Origin of the sequence: Microbacterium marinum (assembly GCF_014204835.1) — a bacterium.
Classification (GTDB): Bacteria; Actinomycetota; Actinomycetes; order Actinomycetales; family Microbacteriaceae; genus Microbacterium; species Microbacterium marinum.
In genome coordinates this window covers 2253878-2268696 of the sequence record NZ_JACHMD010000001.1, presented here as the reverse complement: position 1 = coordinate 2268696, position 14819 = coordinate 2253878, and the positions used below count along the sequence as shown (strand labels likewise).

General features: G+C 69.6%; 13 protein-coding genes and 3 tRNA genes. 14 read left to right on the top strand and 2 right to left on the bottom strand.

All coding sequences use genetic code 11. The annotated features are described in order from the left end of the window. Positions 1 to 108 precede the first annotated feature (108 nt). The 4 genes from BKA24_RS11170 to BKA24_RS11155 all read left to right on the top strand — a co-directional run bounded on the left by BKA24_RS11170 (position 109) and on the right by BKA24_RS11155 (position 3599). The gene (locus BKA24_RS11170; protein WP_184218057.1) at positions 109 to 1212 is read left to right on the top strand and encodes a VIT1/CCC1 transporter family protein; all 1104 of its coding nucleotides are present in this window, start codon (positions 109 to 111) and stop codon (positions 1210 to 1212) included. Between the two features lie 71 nt (positions 1213 to 1283). Further along, positions 1284 to 1368: transfer RNA gene (locus BKA24_RS11165), tRNA-Leu, on the top strand. A gap of 89 nt (positions 1369 to 1457) precedes the next feature. After that, positions 1458 to 2756, top strand: coding sequence for a M20/M25/M40 family metallo-hydrolase (locus BKA24_RS11160; protein WP_184218055.1), 1299 nt, complete (start codon positions 1458 to 1460; stop codon positions 2754 to 2756). Positions 2757 to 2765: 9 nt separating this feature from the next. Beyond that, a complete protein-coding gene (locus BKA24_RS11155; protein WP_184218053.1) occupies positions 2766 to 3599 on the top strand; it encodes an undecaprenyl-diphosphate phosphatase in 834 nt (277 codons plus the stop codon). On the opposite strand, the gene BKA24_RS11150 is transcribed toward BKA24_RS11155, so the two are convergent. Continuing rightward, positions 3600 to 4460, bottom strand: a complete 861-nt coding sequence (locus BKA24_RS11150) for a PAC2 family protein (protein ID WP_184218051.1) — start codon at positions 4458 to 4460, stop codon at positions 3600 to 3602. 79 nt (positions 4461 to 4539) lie between these two features. Between BKA24_RS11150 and BKA24_RS11145 the strand changes: the two genes are divergently transcribed. Genes BKA24_RS11145 through BKA24_RS11110 form a run of 8 tightly spaced genes read left to right on the top strand, consistent with a single transcriptional unit; the run spans position 4540 to position 12766 of the window. Further along, positions 4540 to 5220, top strand: a complete 681-nt coding sequence (locus tag BKA24_RS11145) for an HAD-IA family hydrolase (RefSeq protein ID WP_184218049.1) — start codon at positions 4540 to 4542, stop codon at positions 5218 to 5220. After that, positions 5217 to 6230 carry a tRNA (adenine-N1)-methyltransferase gene (locus tag BKA24_RS11140; RefSeq protein ID WP_184218047.1) on the top strand — a complete coding sequence of 338 codons (1014 nt, stop codon included), beginning with the start codon at positions 5217 to 5219 and terminating at the stop codon, positions 6228 to 6230. The genes BKA24_RS11145 and BKA24_RS11140 overlap by 4 nt, the downstream gene beginning before the upstream one ends. Before the next feature lie 4 nt (positions 6231 to 6234). After that, entirely contained in the window at positions 6235 to 7188 is a 954-nt protein-coding gene (locus tag BKA24_RS11135; RefSeq protein ID WP_184218045.1) for an FKBP-type peptidyl-prolyl cis-trans isomerase, read from the top strand. 43 nt (positions 7189 to 7231) lie between these two features. Beyond that, the gene (locus BKA24_RS11130; protein WP_184218043.1) at positions 7232 to 8227 is read left to right on the top strand and encodes a WYL domain-containing protein; all 996 of its coding nucleotides are present in this window, start codon (positions 7232 to 7234) and stop codon (positions 8225 to 8227) included. Beyond that, positions 8224 to 9183 (top strand): helix-turn-helix transcriptional regulator, encoded by a 960-nt coding sequence (locus tag BKA24_RS11125; protein WP_184218041.1) that lies wholly within the window; start codon positions 8224 to 8226, stop codon positions 9181 to 9183. The genes BKA24_RS11130 and BKA24_RS11125 overlap by 4 nt, the downstream gene beginning before the upstream one ends. A 57-nt stretch (positions 9184 to 9240) precedes the next feature. Then, positions 9241 to 9495 (top strand): twin-arginine translocase TatA/TatE family subunit, encoded by a 255-nt coding sequence (gene tatA / locus BKA24_RS11120; protein ID WP_184218039.1) that lies wholly within the window; start codon positions 9241 to 9243, stop codon positions 9493 to 9495. A 56-nt stretch (positions 9496 to 9551) separates the two neighbouring features. Beyond that, a complete protein-coding gene (gene tatC / locus BKA24_RS11115; protein WP_184220712.1) occupies positions 9552 to 10307 on the top strand; it encodes a twin-arginine translocase subunit TatC in 756 nt (251 codons plus the stop codon). Further along, a complete protein-coding gene (locus BKA24_RS11110) occupies positions 10304 to 12766 on the top strand; it encodes a DEAD/DEAH box helicase (RefSeq protein WP_184218037.1) in 2463 nt (820 codons plus the stop codon). Before tatC ends, BKA24_RS11110 begins: the two co-directional genes overlap by 4 nt. A gap of 66 nt (positions 12767 to 12832) precedes the next feature. Here the strand turns inward: BKA24_RS11110 and BKA24_RS11105 are convergent. After that, a tRNA-Gly gene (locus tag BKA24_RS11105) sits at positions 12833 to 12906 on the bottom strand. 95 nt (positions 12907 to 13001) lie between these two features. On the opposite strand from BKA24_RS11105, the gene BKA24_RS11100 reads away from it, so the two are divergent. After that, positions 13002 to 13078 (top strand) — tRNA-Pro (locus BKA24_RS11100). A 67-nt stretch (positions 13079 to 13145) separates the two neighbouring features. Next, positions 13146 to 14711, top strand: a complete 1566-nt coding sequence (gene tig, locus BKA24_RS11095) for a trigger factor (protein WP_184218035.1) — start codon at positions 13146 to 13148, stop codon at positions 14709 to 14711. Positions 14712 to 14819 lie beyond the last annotated feature (108 nt).

The following is a 14819-nucleotide window of genomic DNA, read 5'->3' as shown; positions in this document are numbered from 1 at the left end:
GACGGCTTCGGACGGCTCGGGGCCGGGCGCGGTTCGGCGATCCGAAATGCTGACAGTTCGGTTCCGGGCGCGGTTCCGTGGGATGCCGCTGGCTAGCGTGGAAGGGACATGAGCGCGCACACCCCGACGGCGTCCCTTCCCGCCAGCCCGAAAGATCGTCGTCGATGGGCGCAGTACCTGGTCGATGAGCGGGCCGAGGCTCGCGTTTACCGTGAGCTCGCCACGCGGAAGACGGGCGAGGAGCGCGAGATCCTCGTCGCTCTCGCCGAGGCAGAAGGGCGCCACGAGGCGCACTGGCTGGAACTCCTCGGCGGTGAGCCGCCCCGCCTCCCGGCCGCCTCCGTCCGCACCCGGCTCCTCGCCCTGATGGCCCGCAGATTCGGCTCGATCTTCGTCCTCGCCCTCGCCCAGAATGCGGAGAACCGTTCGCCCTACGACGATGACCCGCACGCCACGCCCGCGATGCGCGCCGACGAGAAGATCCACGGTGAGGTCGTCCGCGGACTCGCCGCACGGGGACGCCTCCGTCTCTCGGGCACGTTCCGGGCTGCGGTGTTCGGCGCCAACGACGGCCTCGTCTCCAACCTCGCCCTCGTCATGGGCATCGGCGCGACGGGCGTCGCGCCGCAGTTCGTCCTCTTCAGCGGCGTCGCGGGGCTCCTCGCCGGAGCGCTGTCGATGGCCGCCGGCGAATTCGTCTCCGTGCGATCGCAGCGCGAACTGATCGAAGCGACCCACCCGAACAACGACACCGACCACGTCCTGCCCGACCTCGACCTGGACGCGAACGAGCTCGCGCTCGTCTACCGCGCCCGAGGACTCGACGAGGCGGGATCGCTGGCCCGGGCGCGCAAGGTCATCGCGGCCGCGCAGGCCAGTGACCGCGCCGTGCCCTACCGCCGCGCCGCGGAGCCCCCCGCAGACCTCGAGTCCGTGGGGTCGGCCTTCGGCGCCGCGGCATCCAGCTTCGCCTTCTTCGCCTCCGGGGCCGTGATTCCGGTGCTGCCCTGGATCTTCGGACTCTCGGGGCTCGCCGCCGTCGCGCTCGCCCTGGCCCTCGTCGGCCTCGCGCTCCTGCTCACCGGTGCGACCGTGGGGCTGCTCTCGGGTGCACCGCCGCTGCGGCGCGGCCTGCGCCAGCTCGCGATCGGCTTCGGCGCTGCGGCCGTGACCTATCTTCTCGGGCTGCTGTTCGGCGTGTCGGCCGCGTGACCCGGCCCGATTTATCGCTGCGGCGGAAGCGTGCTAATCTCGATCTTCGGTTGCGAAACCGAAACCACCTTGCGCGGGTGGCGGAATAGGTAGACGCGCTAGCTTGAGGTGCTAGTGCCCGAATAGGGCGTGGGGGTTCAAGTCCCCCCTCGCGCACGAACAGAATGGGTCCCGGAAACGGGGCCCATTCTTCGTTTCCGGGTGCCGTCCCGAACGGGTGTCCCCGCCCGGGTAGCGTGGTCCGCATGGCCGATATCGACGAGCTGCCCGAGGTCGCGCGTGTGGCGCGCGACCTGATCCGATTCGACACGACGAACTTCGGTGAAGGCCGTTCCCGCGGCGAGCGCGAGGCAGCGGAGTACGTCGGCGCCTATCTGGAAGCCCTCGGGCTCACGCCGGAGTTCTACGAGCCGATCCCGCGGCGCACGAACGTCACCGCCCGCATTCCGGGCCGCAACCCCGACAAGCCCGCACTCATCCTGCACGGACACCTGGACGTCGTCCCCGCGGTCGCCGAGGACTGGAGCGTGGATCCGTTCGAGGGCGTCGTGAAGGACGGGATGCTGTGGGGCCGCGGCGCGGTGGACATGAAGGACATGGACGCCATGATCCTGACGTCGGTCGCCGAGCTCCTCCGCGCGGGGGAGCAGCCCGAACGTGACCTCGTCGTGACGTTCTTCGCCGATGAGGAGAACGGCGGCGTCGAAGGCTCGCAGCTCGTCGTCCGTGATCGGGCCGAATGGTTCGCAGGTGCGACCGAGGCGATCAGCGAGGTCGGCGGATACTCGATCGCGGTGGGCGATCGCCGCGCGTACCTGCTCCAGGTGGGGGAGAAGGCGCTCGTCTGGATCCGGCTGCACGCCCGCGGGCTTGCGGGCCACGGCAGCCGTCACCACCCCGAGAACGCCGTCACCCGGCTCGCGGAGGCCGTCGCCGCGCTCGGTCGGACCGGGTGGCCGATCGAGCTCACCTCGACCACGCGCCAGCTCGTCGCCTCCCTCGCCGACCTCTCCGGCGCCCACGCCGCCGAGCCGGACGTCGTGGCGGACGCGACCGGCGCGGCATCCGCTTTCCTGCGGTCCACGTTCCGGACCACCACGAACCCCACGGGGCTCACGGCCGGGTACAAGCACAATGTGATCCCGGATGCCGCGACCGCCGCGATCGACATCCGCACCCTCCCGGGGCACGAGGACGAGGTCCTCGCCGAGGTGCAGCGCATCGTCGGCGACGACATCGAGATCGAGGTCGTCCATCGCGACATCGGATTGGAGGTCCCCTTCGCCGGCGACCTCGTCGACGCCATGGTCGACTCCCTCGCGCGTCACGATCCGGGCGTGCCGGTGATCCCGTACCTTATGGGTGGAGGGACTGACAACAAGGCCCTCGCCGAGCTCGGCATCGCCGGGTTCGGGTTCGCACCGCTGCGACTGCCCGCCGATCTCGACTTCACCGGCATGTTCCACGGTGTCGACGAGCGCGTCCCGATCGATGCCCTCGTCTTCGGGCAGCGTGTGCTCACCGACCTGATCCGCACGTACTGAGAGGCCTCCATGTCGATAATCGAGGCGATCATCCTGGGCATCGTCCAGGGTCTGACTGAATTCCTGCCGATCTCCTCGAGCGCCCATCTGCGGATCGTGGGGGAGTTCCTCCCCTCCGCCGAAGACCCGGGTGCGACCTTCACCGCCATCACCCAGATCGGTACCGAGCTCGCCGTCCTCGTCTACTTCTGGGGGCGCATCATGCGGATCATCGCCGCGTGGGCGAAGTCGCTCGCCGGGCGGGTGCCGCGGAACGACCCCGACGCGCGCATGGGCTGGATCGTCGTCATCGGCACCATCCCGATCGGCATCCTCGGCTTCCTCTTCCAAGACGTCATCCGCGACACCTTCCGCAACCTCTGGCTCGTCGCGACGGTCCTCATCGTCTTCGGTCTCATCCTCGGCGCAGCCGACGCCCTCGGCCGGCGCGTGCGCACCGAGAAGGATCTGACGATCGGCCACGGCCTCACCCTGGGCGTCGCGCAGTCGCTCGCCCTCATCCCCGGCGTCTCCCGGTCGGGCGCCACGACCACCGCGGGCCTCGCCCTGGGGTACACCCGTCCCGCGGCCGCAGAGGTCGCCTTCCTCCTCGCGGTGCCGGCGGTCTTCGGAAGCGGACTGTACGAGCTCCTGCAGGCGATCAGGGAACCCGGCGAGTCGGTGTTCACGCTCGGCGAGACCGCCATCGCGACCGTGGTGGCTTTCGGCGTCGGCTGGGCGGTCATCGCCTACCTCATGCGGTATCTGAAGAAGGGCAGCTTCCTGCCGTTCGTGATCTACCGCGTGGTGCTCGGTGTCGTCCTGTTCATCCTGCTGGGCACCGGAGCCATCCAGGCGTACTGATCAGCGGCGGGGATCGTCCTTGCCGCGCGGACCGTCTCCGCGCCGGCGGAGGTACTTTTCGAACTCCTGCGCGATCGCGTCACCCGAAGCCTCGGGCGAGTCCCACGTGTCGCGCGTGGTCTCGAGTTGACGGATGTACTCCGTCATCTCCTCGTCGTCAGCGGCGGCGGCATCGATCGACGCTTCCCAGGCGAGTGCGTCGGCCGGCAGCTCGCCGCGCGCGATCTTGGCGCCGGTGATCTCCTCGAGCTTGTCGAGGAGGGCCAGCGTCGCCTTGGGTGAGGGGGTGTGCCCGGCGACGTAGTGCGGAACGCTCGCCCACAGCGCGGCGGTCGGGATGCCCGCCTGCTCGGCGGCCTGGGCGATCACCGAGAGGATGCCGACCGGTCCCTCGTAGGTCGATCGCTCGAGGTTCAGGAGCGTGCGCAGGTCGTCGTTCTCGGATCCCGCGAACACCGAGATCGGGCGGGTGTGCGGGACGTCGCTCATCATCGAACCGAGTGCCACGATCCCGGTGATGTCCTCGCCGAGCGCCGCGTCGACGAATTCCGCGGCGAACGACTGCCACGCGCGCGCGGGCTCGGGTCCGGTGAGCAGCCACAGCGACGTCACGTCGTCGGCGCGGTCCTGTGGGCGCCACAGCGTCGCCTCGGGCCAGACCAGGTGCCGCGCGCCGTCGGCATCCGTCTTCATCTGCGGGCGCGTGTACTGGTAGTCGAAGTAGAGCTCGGGGTCCACCGCGAACGCGCGCTCGAAATGGCCGGCGGCCTGCACCTGGGTCGCCGCAGCCGTCGCCGCCTCGCCGGCGTCGTTCCACCCGTCGAAAGCGATCACGAGCACCCGATTACCCAGTCCTTGCACGGACGTCCTCTCTTTCGGTACCCCCACGATACGCCGACCCCCGGCGGGTGGGTGGGTGTCCCTCGCTTAGGCTGGGCGGGTGACTTCGCCCCTTCCCGCTGCGGTCCTCTGGGACATGGACGGCACCCTCGTTGACACCGAGCCCTACTGGATGGCGGCCGAGACCGCCCTCATCGAGAGCTATGGCGGTCGATGGAGCCACGAGCAGGCCATGCAGCTGGTCGGTCTCGGGCTGGAGGACTCCGCCGGTGTGCTGCAGGCGGCGGGCGTCCGTCTGTCTGCGCCCGAGATCGTCGCGCACCTCACCGACGAGGTGATGCGTCAGCTCCGCGAGAGTGGCGTCCCGTTCCGCGCCGGCGCCCGCGAGCTGCTGCTGAGCCTCCGCGAGGCCGGGGTCCCCACCGCGCTCGTGACGATGTCGATGAGTCGGATGGCCCGGGTGGTGGTCGACCTGATCGAGTTCCGCGCCTTCGACCTCGTCATCGGGGGCGACGACGTCGCCCGGCCCAAGCCCTTTCCCGACCCGTACCTCCAGGCCTGCGAGCAGCTGGGTGTGAACCCGGCCGACACCGTGGCGTTCGAGGACTCGCCCAACGGGGCACGCTCCGCGATCGCCGCGGGGACCGTGACCGTCGGAGTCCCGAACATGGTGCCGCTGGAAGGCGTCGGGGCGTTCACGCTGTGGCCGACGTTGGAGGGCCGCACCGCCGGCGACGTGGCCGATGTGCTCGCCGCCGCACGGGCGGAGGTGTCCGCATGAGCGCCGATCGGCGCCCGAGCGGTCCGTTCCGCATTGGGGATCGCGTCCAGCTGACCGGGCCCAAGGGCCGGCTGCACACCATCACGCTGCGTGAGGGCGGGGAACTGCACACCCACCACGGCGTGCTCCGCCACGAGGCGATCGTCGGTCAGCCCGACGGCTCGGTGGTCGTCAACAGCGGGGAACACGAGTACCTCGCCCTGAGGCCGCTCCTGCGCGACTTCGTGATGTCCATGCCGCGCGGCGCGGCGATCGTGTACCCGAAGGATGCCGCGCAGATCCTCGCCTCGGCCGACATCTTCCCCGGCGCGACGGTCGTGGAAGCGGGCGTCGGGTCGGGAGCGCTGTCGCTGTGGCTGCTGCGGGCGATCGGGAGCGAGGGCCGGCTCATCTCATTCGAGCGCCGCGAGGAGTTCTCGCAGGTGGCCGAGGCGAACGTCGAGACGTTCCTCGGCGAGGATCCCGAGAACTGGGATGTCGTCGTGGGTGATCTCGGCGAGCGTCTGCCGGAGGTCGCATCCGCCGGAACCGTCGACCGCGTGGTGCTCGACATGCTCGCTCCCTGGGAGTGCATCGACGTCGTGGCCGAGGCCCTGACCCCGGGCGGCGTCGTCCTCTGCTACATCGCCACGGCGACGCAGCTGAGTCGGGTGGCCGAGTACATCCGCGGGACGGGTCTGTTCACGGACCCCGAGGCGACCGAGACCATGGTTCGCGGCTGGCACGTCGAGGGTCTGGCGGTGCGTCCCGACCACCGGATGGTCGCGCACACTGGCTTCCTGATCACGGCGCGTCGCCTCGCCCCGGGAGCCGTTCCGCCCGATGTCCGCAAACGGGCGCTCAAGAAGCCCAGCTACGCGGATGCCGATGTGGAGGCCTGGACGCCGGGAGCCGTCGGCGACCGGCAGATCACCGACAAGAACCTCCGCAAGCGCGTCCGCGATGCCCAGCGCGCCGCCGACGGCGCTCGGCAGGCGGCGGGGGATCGCCCCGACGAGACCGTAGACTGAGCGAATGCGTCAGATCCCCGCGGCCATCGCCGTGCTCGGCCTCTCCGCCCTCGCTCTCGTCGGATGCGCGGCATCCGCTCCCGCCGCCGGATGCGAGCGGGCCGAGACCGGTTCTTCCGCTCTCGACCTCATCGAGGTCACGGGCGATCAGGGTCAGCCGGCGGCGACGACGACGGCTCCGGTCCACGTCTCGGAGACCACCTACACCGACCTGACCGTCGGCTCGGGCGAAGCCGTCACGACACGCGCACAGGACGTGCAGTTCACCACCACCGTCCTGAACGGGACCACCGGCCAGGCCGTCGTCTCGTCGGGAACGACCGTGCAGACGGTCACGCAGTGGGCGACCTTCGCCGAGGGCGTCGCCGACATCCTCGAGTGCGCGACCGAGGGCTCTCGCATCGTCGGCGCGATCGCCCCCGACGATCTCTCGGATCAGGCCGCGACCAACCTCGGGCTCTCCGACGGCGACAGCGCCATCTTCGTCATCGATCTCGACAAGGTCTATCTCCCGGCGGCCGACGGTGCGCCTCAGTACGTCGACGGCGCCGGGATCCCCACCGTCGTCCTCGATCCGGACGGCCGGCCGGGCATCATCGTGCCCGACGCCGAAGCGCCGGACGACCTGATCGTCAAGACGCTCAAGAAGGGCGACGGCGAGGTCGTCGCCGCCGACTCCACGCCGCGCGTCCACTACACCGGTGTCCTCTGGGAGACCGGAGAGGTGTTCGATTCTTCATGGGAGAAGGGCGCCTCCGCCGCCTTCTCGCTCGACGGCGTCGTCGAAGGCTTCGCAGACGCTCTCGAGGGGCAGAGCGTCGGCTCCCAGGTGCTCGCCGTGATCCCCCCGGAGCTCGGCTACGGCGACCAGGCGTCGGCGTCGATCCCCGCCGGATCGACGCTCGTGTTCGTCATCGACATCCTCGGCATCGACGAGACCGCACCCGCGACACAGTGAGGCGGCCCGCCACCCGGCGGGCGATCGCGCCTAGGATGATGCTGTGAACGGCGACTCCCACCGCAGCGCACCCGAGGAACGGCTGGTCAACCTCGTGGTCGCTTTGCTCGCGACCGAGCAGGGGCTCACGAAGGACACGATCCTGACCTCCGTCGCGGGGTACCGCGAGCAGGGGGCGGGCGGCGCGTCGAAGGACGCACTCGAGAAGATGTTCGAGCGCGACAAGGAGAATCTCCGCGCGCTCGGTGTGCCGATCGAGACCATCGGGGACTTCGCCGATCCCGACGATCTGCGCGAGGCCCGGTACCGCGTCCCGACGGCCGAGTACTCCCTGCCCGTCGACATCGATTTCAGTCCCGCAGAGATCGCGGTCCTCAACCTCGCCAGCGGCGTGTGGGGCGAGTCCTCGATGTCGGCGGACGCGCGCAGCGGTCTGCGCAAGATCCGGGCGCTCGGCATCGACGTCGACGCGCCGATCATCGGCTATGCGCCGCGGATCAGTCTCCGCGAGCCGTCGTTCACGCCACTGCAGCGCGCCATCGAGCAGGCGCGCGTCGTGGAATTCGACTACATCAAGGGCGGGTCGGATGCCGCTCATCGCCGCCGGATCCAGCCGCTCGCGCTCCTCGAGTACGAGGGTCGCTGGCACGTGTACGGCTTCGATGTCTCCCTGGGCGCCGAGCGGACCTTCCTCCTCACCCGCATCAGCTCCGATGTGACCGTCACCCGTGCGTCGTTCGACGCCGCGCTCCGGGAGGGCGCGGGGGAGAAGGCGCTCGCGGGACTCACCGCGGTCGCCGAGCGGCAGCGGGCCCTCCTGGAGGTGGAGCCCGGCACCGAGGCCGCGCTGCGGCTGCACCGTCGCGGCATCCCCGCTGAGCAGGGCATCCACGTGCCCTACGTCGACGCGCACATCTTCGCGGACGAGCTCGCCTCGTATGGCCCCGAGGTACGTGTCGTGGCGCCGACCGATCTCCGCGACCTGGTGATCGATCGCCTCGAACGCACGCGCGCCCTGCACGCGGAGGCCGTCGCATGAGCGCACGACCGCTGCTGGCGACCGATCGTGCGTCGCTCATGCTCCAATTGGTGCCGTACCTGATCAGCCGGGGCGAAGTGTCCGTCGCCGACGCCGCGGAGGACTTCGAGGTCACTCCCGAGCAGATGCGCGCCATGGTCGAGAAGCTGACGGTCATCGGCCTGCCGGGCGACGGCGGCTTCTGGCAGATGGCGAACGATCTCTTCGACATCGACTGGGATCTCCTCGACGAGCAGGACCACATCTCGCTCACGAACGCCGTGGGTCTCGAGCGCACCCCCCGCCTCACCGCCCGCGAGGCGGCGGCGCTCCTCGCCGGGCTCCAGCTGGCTGCGAGTCTGCCGGGCGTCGGCGACAGCGGTGTCGTGCAGGGCCTGCTCGCCAAGCTCGCCCGCGGGGCCTCCAGCGCTCCGGCCGACGTCATCGTCGCGCCCTCGGCGGTCGACGAGGTCCGCACCACCGTCTCGGACGCGATCCGAGCCGGCGTCGCCGTGTCGTTCACCTACCAGGCGCCGGATGCCGCGCCCACCACGCGCACCGTGGATCCCGTGAAGGTCCACATCGCCGACGGCCAGTGGTATCTGCAGGGATGGTGCCACCTTCGCGAGGCGATCCGGACCTTCCACCTCGACCGTGTGTCCTCGGTGACGCTGACGGACATCCCGATCGCGCACGCCGGCGAGCCCGTGCCCGGACTGTTCGCGTCGGCCGAATCCGACGCCGTCGTCGAGGTCCGCTGCCGGGCCGACATCCTGCCGCTGCTCGGCGACTACCTCGATCGCGCCTCCGTGGCCGGGAGCGGGGAGTATCGCAGCGCGGCGCTGCGGGTCGCGGACGAGCGGAGCATCAAGCGCGTCGCCGCGCGCCTGGGTGGGGACGTCGAGATCACCGCCCCCGCGGCGGCACGTGCGTCCGCTGCATCCTGGGCCGAAGCCGGGCTCGCCCAGTACCGCTGAGACCCGTCGCAACCTCGGCGGCTAGACTGGGGGCACATCGAACCCGAGGAGCTTCTCATGGGCTTGCAAGGCTGGCACCTGCTGATCGTCCTGTTGGTGATCCTGCTGTTGTTCGGCGCCGCCAAGCTTCCCGCGCTCGCCAAGAGCGTCGGGCAGTCCGCGCGCGTCTTCCGCGGTGAGATGAAGGCGCTGAAGGAGGACGACGCCGATCCGTCCGCGACCTCGACGCCGCCGACGTCCACGTCGTCGTCCGTGCCGCCGTACCCGCCGCCCGCGCAGGGCTCCGGTGGGGCGCAGACGCCGGGCACCTGACTCCGGCCTTGGCGCGTCGCCCCGTCGACGAGGACGTCCCGTACCGCGATCGTCGGATGTCGCTCGCGGATCATCTCCGTGAGTTCCGTAAGCGACTGCTCATCGCCGCCGCGGCGCTCGTCGTCGGGATGATCGTCTCGTTCATCCTCACCGACTCGATCATCCTCGCGATGACCGAACCCATCCGCGTCGTCGCGGAGGAACGCGGCGAGGTGGGCGAAGTGACGCTGATGTTCGCGACCGTCACGTCGGCGTTCGATCTGCGCATCCGCATCTCGTTCGCGGTGGGCCTCCTGATATCCGCTCCGGTCTGGCTGTGGCAGATCTGGGCCTTCCTGATGCCGGGTCTCACCCGCAAAGAGGTGAAGTACACCTTCGGGTTCGTCGCGTCCGCTGTGCCGCTGTTCTTCGCGGGAGCCTTCTTCGGGTGGCTGATCCTGCCGCACCTCGTCGAGCTGATGGCCGGGTTCACCCCGGTCGGCGCGTCGAACTTCTACGACGCCAAGTACTACTACGACTTCGTGTTCAAGCTTCTCCTCGTCGTCGGCGTCTCTTTCGTGACACCCGTGTTCCTCGTGGCCTTGAACCTCGCGGGTGTCATGACCGGCAAAGAGATCATGAAGGGATGGCGCGTCGCGATCGTGATCGCCACGGTGTTCGCCGGCGCGGCCACCCCCGCGGCAGATATCGTCAGCATGCTGGTACTCGCGGTGATCCTCACCGTCCTCTTCTTCGCCGCGGCAGGCCTGTCCATGCTCTTCGACCGTCGTCGCCGCAAGCGTGACGCCGAACTGCTCGGGACGTCCGCATGAGCGATCCCGCGGAGCGGTACGCACTCGCCCAGGCGGCGAAGTCCCATCCGATCTCGGCGGAGTTCGCGGCGCTGCAGTCGTTCGGGCTCGACCCGTTCCAGATCGCGGGATGCCACGCCCTCGAAGACGGCCGGAGCGTCCTGGTGGCAGCGCCCACCGGCGCCGGCAAGACCATCGTCGGCGAGTTCGCGGTGCACCTCGCGATGGGCACGCCTGGCGAGAAGGCTTTCTACACGACACCGATGAAGGCGCTGTCGAATCAGAAGTTCCGTGAATTGCAGCAGGTGTACGGCGAACAGAACGTCGGCCTGCTCACCGGTGACACGAACATCAACGGAAACGCCCGCGTGGTCGTCATGACCACGGAGGTGCTCCGGAACATGATCTACGCCGACTCACCCGCGCTTCGCGGCCTCCGGTACGTCGTCATGGACGAGGTGCATTTCCTCGCCGACAGGTTCCGGGGCGCGGTCTGGGAAGAGGTGATCATCCACCTCCCGTCCTCGGTGCGGATCGTGGGCCTGTCGGCGACCGTGTCGAACGCGGAGGAGTTCGGTGACTGGCTCGACACCGTCCGCGGCGACACCGCGGTGATCGTCTCCGAAACCCGCCCGGTGCCGCTCGAGCAGCACGTCCTGGTCCGAGGCGACCTGCTCCCGCTGTTCGACGACCGCGCAGGTGTGGCCACCGCGCAGGTGAATCAGGAGCTCACCCGGATCCGGTCGGTGAAGGGCGCCACCTACGAGAACAACCGCCGTGCGGCGGAGTATCGCGGGCGGTCCGACCGTGAGGCGCGTCGTCCGCACCGCGGCGGGAGGCGGCCGGTGCGGCCGTCGAACGCGCAGCGGATCGAGCGCATCGACCGTCCCCAGGTCGTCGAGCTCCTCGGTCGCTCGAATCTGCTTCCGGCCATCTTCTTCATCTTCAGCAGAGCGGGGTGCGATGCGGCTGTCCAGCAGGTCCGCCGCTCGGGCGTGCGACTGACGAGTACGCCGGAGCGCGACGAGATCCGGTGGATCATCGACGAGCGGATGTCTCCTCTCCAGGACGAGGATCTCGGCGTGCTCGGATACTGGGAGTGGCGCGACAACCTCGAGCGGGGCGTCGCGTCTCATCACGCCGGCCTTCTGCCGGCGTTCAAGGAGGTCGTCGAGGAGCTCTTCCAGCGCAAGCTCGTGAAGGTCGTCTTCGCGACCGAGACGCTCGCCCTCGGGATCAACATGCCCGCCCGCACCGTGGTGCTCGAGAAGCTCGAGAAGTTCAATGGCGAAGCCCGCGTCGCGATCACGTCGGGGGAATACACCCAGCTGACCGGCCGTGCCGGCCGGCGCGGGATCGACGTCGAGGGCCACGCGGTCGTCCAGTGGACCGAGGGACTCGACCCGCAGGGCGTCGCGGCGCTCGCATCCCGGCGCACCTACCCCCTCAACTCCAGCTTCCGGCCGACGTACAACATGGCCGTGAACCTCATCGACCAGTTCGGTCGTGAGCGTGCCCGCGAGGTCCTCGAGTCCTCCTTCGCCCAGTTCCAGGCCGACCGTGCCGTCGTCGGGATCGCGCGGCAGGTGAAGGACGCCGAGGAGTCGCTCACCGGCTATCGGAAGGCCATGACCTGCGATCGCGGCGACTTCGCGGAGTACTCGGGCCTGCGGCGCGAGCTCAGCGACCTGGAGAAGCTGAACCGCGCGGACAAGACGGCTCCCTCACGGATCCGTGCGCAGCGGCAGAACGAGATCCAGTCGGTCCGGCGCCGCATGCAGCGGCATCCGTGCCACACCTGTCCCGAACGCGAGGATCACGCACGCTGGGCCGAGCGGTACTGGAAGCTCCGCCGCCGCACCGACAAGCTGCGACGCGACATCGAGACCCGCACCGGCACGGTGGCGCGCATCTTCGATCGGATCGTCGATGTGCTCGCGGAGCTCGACTACGTGACGGTGGATGCGGCCGGCGCGCACGCCCTCACGGATGCCGGGCGCACGATGCGCCGCATCTACGGTGAGCGCGACCTGCTCGTGGCCGAGTCCCTCCGCCGCGGACTGTGGAACGATCTCGACCCGGCGGCCCTCGCGGCGCTGGCATGCTGCATCGTCTACGAACCGCGCCGCGACGAGACGGGGGAGTACGGACTGCCCCGGGGGCCCTTCCGGGAGGCGCTCAGTCGCACCCAGGAGCTGTGGTCGCGCCTCGACGATCTCGAGCAGGACCACCACCTGCCGGGGAGCGAGCCGCTCGCGACGGGGCTCGCCCGCGCCATGAACTCCTGGGCGCGAGGGGCGGCGCTCGACCGGGTGCTCGACGAGGCGGAGATGGCCGCGGGCGATTTCGTGCGGTGGACGAAGCAGACGATCGACCTGCTCGACCAGCTGTCCATCGTCGCCGACGCGCCGGTGGCCTCGACCGCGCGCGCCGCGCTCGACGCCGTCCGTCGCGGCATCGTCGCCTACACCTCGGTCTGAGCCGGGCCGGACGCCGGGGAGAACACGAACGCCCCGCCGCGCGGCTGTGGCCGAACGTCGGAGCGTTGGAGGGGATGACGGGAATCGAACCCGCGTAATCAGTTTGGAAGACTGAGGCTCTACCATTGAGCTACATCCCCGAACCGCTGAAAAACAGCGACTCGACGAGTGTACCGGACGCGGTCGGCTAGACTTACCAACGGCCGTTTTTCGGCGCTCGCCCGCGTGCGCGCCCCGGGGCGTAGCTCAGCTTGGTAGAGCGCCCGCTTTGGGAGCGGGAGGCCGCAGGTTCAAATCCTGTCGCCCCGACCAACGGCCCCACGAACCCAGACCCCCAACGGACGCGCACCCGCGCGGCCGGAGAAGGAGAACGACAGGCATGGTCACCAGCACCGTCGAGCAGCTGAACCCGACCCGGGTGAAGCTCCACATCACGGTCACCCCCGACGAGCTCAAGCCGAGCATCGCCCACGCGTACGAGCACATCGCGCAGGACGTGCAGATCCCCGGCTTCCGCAAGGGCAAGGTCCCCGCTCCGATCATCGACCAGCGCATCGGCCGCGAGGCCGTCCTCGAGCACGCGGTGCAGGAGGGTCTCGACGCGTTCTACCGCGAGGCTGTCACCGCCAACGAGGTGCGCATCGTGGGCCGTCCGTCGGCCGAGATCGTCGAGTGGCCGAGCACGAAGGACTTCTCCGGCGACCTCAAGGTCGAGGTCGAGGTCGACGTCCGTCCGGAGTTCGAGCTTCCCTCCTACGACGACATCACCGTCGAGGTCGACGCCGTCGAGACCGATGAGGCGGCCGTGGATGCCGAGCTCGACAAGCTCCGCAGCCGCTTCGGCACGCTCGTGACCGTCGACCGTCCCGCCAAGACGGGCGATTTCGTCGAGCTCGACCTCGTCGCGACGATCGACGGCAACGAGATCGACCGCGCCGAGGGCGTCTCCTACGAGGTCGGCTCGGGCGAGCTGCTCGAGGGCATCGACGAGGCGATCGACTCGCTCACCGCGGGCGAGGACACCACGTTCCGCTCGAAGCTGGTCGGCGGGGACCACGCCGGCGAAGAGGCCGAGGTCTCCGTCTCGGTCAAGGCCGTCAAGGAGCGCGAGCTCCCCGAGGCCGACGACGACTTCGCCCAGGTCGCCAGCGAGTTCGACACCCTTGCCGAGCTCCGCGAGAGCCTCGTCGAGCGCGTCTCGCAGCAGTCCGTCTTCACGCAGGGCTCGGCAGCGCGCGACAAGCTGATCGAGATCCTGATCGAGCGCTCCGACATCCCGGTCCCCGCGAAGCTCGTCGAGGACGAGGTGCACGCGCACCTCGAGGGCGAAGGCCGCCTCGAGGACGACGTGCACCGCGCCGAGGTCACCGAGGCGAGCGAGAAGCAGTTCCGCACGCAGATGGTGCTCGACAAGGTCGCCGAGAAGCACGAGGTCCAGGTCTCGCAGGATGAGCTGACCCAGTACCTGATCCAGTCCTCGCAGCAGTACGGCATGTCCCCGCAGGACTTCGTCGATGCGCTGCAGGAGGGCAACCAGCTTCCCCTCATGGTCGGCGAGGTCGCCCGCAACAAGGCCGTCGCCGTCGCGCTGGGCAAGGTCACCGTTGTCGACACGAACGGCAAGCCGGTCGATCTGACCGGATTCGTCGCCGAGGAGGACGAGGCCGCTGAGGCTGACGCCGCCGACGAGGCCACCGAGGAGAAGGCTCCCGCCAAGAAGGCTCCGGCGAAGAAGGCTCCCGCCAAGAAGGCTCCGGCCAAGAAGGCCGACGCTGAGGTCGAGGGCGACGCTGAGGCTGCTCCGGCGAAGAAGGCCCCCGCCAAGAAGGCTCCCGCCAAGAAGGCTTCGGCCACGAAGGCTGCGGATGCCGCGGACGACGCCGAGGCTCCGGCCAAGAAGGCGCCCGCCAAGCGTGCGCCCAAGAAGGCCGCCGACAGCGAGTGACCACCGATCCGAGGGCGGTGGGGGCGATCGTGCCCTCACCGCCCTCGGTCGTATCCGGGGTCGATACCGGCCGCGGTATGCCCACGGCGAACACGGGCGAGACGCCGT